The organism is Photobacterium lucens (genome assembly GCF_009873615.1).
GTDB lineage: Bacteria > Pseudomonadota > Gammaproteobacteria > Enterobacterales > Vibrionaceae > Photobacterium > Photobacterium lucens.
In genome coordinates this window covers 1-2,669 of sequence record NZ_SSMG01000072.1, presented here as the reverse complement: position 1 = coordinate 2,669, position 2,669 = coordinate 1, and the positions used below count along the sequence as shown (strand labels likewise).

At 36.6% G+C, this 2,669-nt stretch carries 4 protein-coding genes; 1 reads left to right on the top strand and 3 read right to left on the bottom strand.

Going from position 1 to position 2,669, the window contains the following annotated elements:
- A partial coding sequence (locus tag E5A76_RS03865) for a hypothetical protein (protein ID WP_222932507.1) occupies positions 1-281 on the top strand: 281 nt, incomplete at its 5' end.
- Positions 282-374: 93 nt separating this feature from the next.
- Here the strand turns inward: E5A76_RS03865 and E5A76_RS03860 are convergent.
- From E5A76_RS03860 to E5A76_RS20580, 3 genes are all read right to left on the bottom strand, one after another.
- Entirely contained in the window at positions 375-1,553 is a 1,179-nt protein-coding gene (locus E5A76_RS03860) for an MFS transporter (protein ID WP_161118150.1), read from the bottom strand.
- Between the two features lies 1 nt (position 1,554).
- Entirely contained in the window at positions 1,555-2,286 is a 732-nt protein-coding gene (locus E5A76_RS03855; RefSeq protein ID WP_161118149.1) for a GTPase, read from the bottom strand.
- A gap of 63 nt (positions 2,287-2,349) precedes the next feature.
- Positions 2,350-2,481, bottom strand: a complete 132-nt coding sequence (locus E5A76_RS20580; protein ID WP_262383630.1) for a hypothetical protein — start codon at positions 2,479-2,481, stop codon at positions 2,350-2,352.
- Between the last annotated feature and the right edge of the window lie 188 nt (positions 2,482-2,669).

Below are 2,669 nucleotides of genomic sequence, written 5' to 3'. Positions count from 1 at the left end.
AGAAACTAGCTCATCATCTAATTATTATGACAGAAAAAAAACTGATCATTGGTGCGAGCGAACATCGAAAAATAGGTATTGAATTGGATGATGATGAATACTATTTCATTTCAATGCCTTTGCGTTTAACATCTGATGGTTATGATTTTTCAGCGGCACTTAATAAACCAAGTATATTGAATGTAATTAAAGAAAAACTACAAAACGAAGGGATTTCCTCTGTTATTGATATAGCAAAGAAAATGACTGAAAAACAACTTAATAATCTGCTTGATGATTAACCCAGTACGCATAAATAGACTTACTGCTAAATAACATCCCCAAAGCCAGCACACGCTGGCTTTGTTCATTAAGACTTTATTACTAAACATCCCTCAAACCTGTTTTATTGTTTTCCCCTTTAATGGCTCAGATTTAATAGTGAACGCCACCATTAAGCTCATGCAAGAAATAACAGCACCGCAGAAAAACACGATTTGATAATTAGATACCCATAATAAACCTAATAAGAACGGTAAAAACACCGCTGCAATATGGTTAATCGTAAAAGAGACACTGGAAGATGAGGCAATTTCATCACTGCGAATGGTTTTCTTAAAGTAGGTAGCAAGTGCAATGGTGAAGCTAAATAAAATGCTATCGAGAATATATAACCCACCAGCGAGATAATGATTGTCTACAAAGGCATACGAGGTAAAGACCACCGCCAATGCCAGATATTCAATCATCAATGCCCTTTTCTCTCCGATGCGATCAATAAACCGCCCTATGGAGGCAACAGTAAGGGTTGTCGCTAAACTAGAGATCATAAATAGCACTGCCATCATGGTGATGGAGTAATGAAACTTTTGCACCATTAATAAACCAGCAAAGGCAACAAAGATCTGTCTTCGTGCCCCACCAAGAAACGTTAGCAGGTAATAGACCGAATACTCTTTTCTTAAAATGATGTTATTTTTCTGCTCGATTTTATGTTCTTTAAAATGGGCAAAAGAAAGTAAATATACCGCTAAGGCAGCACAAGTGAGTCCACAGAAAAAGAAGATGGTTTTGGCTGAGGCATCAAAAAACTGGATCGCAAGAATAATGGCAATAAAGGTGGCGAGACCAATGAATGAAGAGGCTTCCCGTATCATTCCCATTGATTGTCCAAAGCTTTCCGTTTCTAACACTTGAGTTGAAAGGGAGCGATTAACTGCCTCTAAATAATGAAAGCCGATAGACATTAGAACCGTCGTGAAATAAAAGCCATAAATCGAGGGTAAATAGCCCGTTATCGCCACCCCGATCCCCAGTACACAAAGTGAAAGAATGGCGACGCGCTGCTCTGACATTAACATCAGTAAGAACATGACAGTGAATGACAGCAAACCGGGAATTTCTCGGATACTTTGAAGGACACCAATATTTGCCCCCGTCATACCCACGGTATCGACAGCAAAGTTGTTCATTACCACTCGCCATCCAGTATTAGCAATCACCGATGCAATACCAATAATGATGAGCATAGATATTGGTGAGCGTGAAAATAAATGGTGCCTCCAAGCGTTCATTTTATACCTCGGCTTCTTGCATTAATTGAACAACGTTATCACGCATAAAATTAGACATCGCAGAGAGATCTTCCCATGTTTCTCTGTTCGTATGCGTAATACAGTTTATAAAGGATTGAGAGAGATAAGGATCTTGATGTAGCCATTGGCTAACATATTGTGCGGTATAAGAAACATGCCTCATTTCATCTTCAAGGATATTTTGTATGGTTGGCTGCATGTCTTTCATATATTGCTCATTACTTTCTTCGATGATTTTCAAATGGAGTAATAACAATCGCCAAGAGCGCACTTCGATGGAATGAACTCTAAAAATAAACGTTTTAATATTATCATCAAAGTCTAATATTTTTGTTAATTCGCCTTCGACACCAGTGTCATCCACTTCGGCTTCATAGCCCGTCAAAGGAATAAGACTGGCAAACATTGTTGAGTGATTCATCTCATCGTTATAATGCCTTAGCATTTTTTGTTTTAATTCTTCATCTGCATAACGATTTGCCATTAAACGAAGTCTTGCTGCGCCTTTTGCCTCATCTATTGAATTATGAAGCAAGTAATAAGCCATCATCTTTTTACTTCTAAAGATTGTTTTCGCCAACCCTTCCATTAATTCAGAAGTAAAAGAAAGATCCGCCGTTAAATATTTCTCAATGCATTCTTTATATTCATCCGATGGATTTACATTAAAGCTTTCAAGCATTGCATATAATTCATTTTGAATATTATTCATATTTATGCGCCTAATGTCTGAAAAGCACTCATCAAATGATGAGTGCTTTTATAAGGTTATTCGTTATTTCTTTTTGCTTTCTACATCTGGATTTGACTCAAAAGCAGCATTAGAGCGCACTAATCGTGGCGGTTGTTCTTCAATGTTTAAACCTTTTAGCTTCACTGACATGGCTGCTTGTAATTTATCTTTCATTTTTTAGTCCTTAATTATTTAATTTTTATCATTTCCAAATACGCTCAATCTAGAGCTCTATTTGCAACTAAAATTTAACATTAAGATTATCAGAAAGACTATTAGACGAAAGTATTATACCCTCAGGGAATTGATGTAGTTCTCATTATTCAAGTACTGATAAAAATAAAATCACAATGAAACCAAGA

Coding starts and splice junctions, on each gene's coding strand:
- E5A76_RS03860 (WP_161118150.1), bottom strand. CDS start 1,553: ATGAACGCTTGGAGGCACCATTTATTTTCACGCTCACCAATATCTATG.
- E5A76_RS03855 (WP_161118149.1), bottom strand. CDS start 2,286: ATGAATAATATTCAAAATGAATTATATGCAATGCTTGAAAGCTTTAAT.
- E5A76_RS20580 (WP_262383630.1), bottom strand. CDS start 2,481: ATGAAAGATAAATTACAAGCAGCCATGTCAGTGAAGCTAAAAGGTTTA.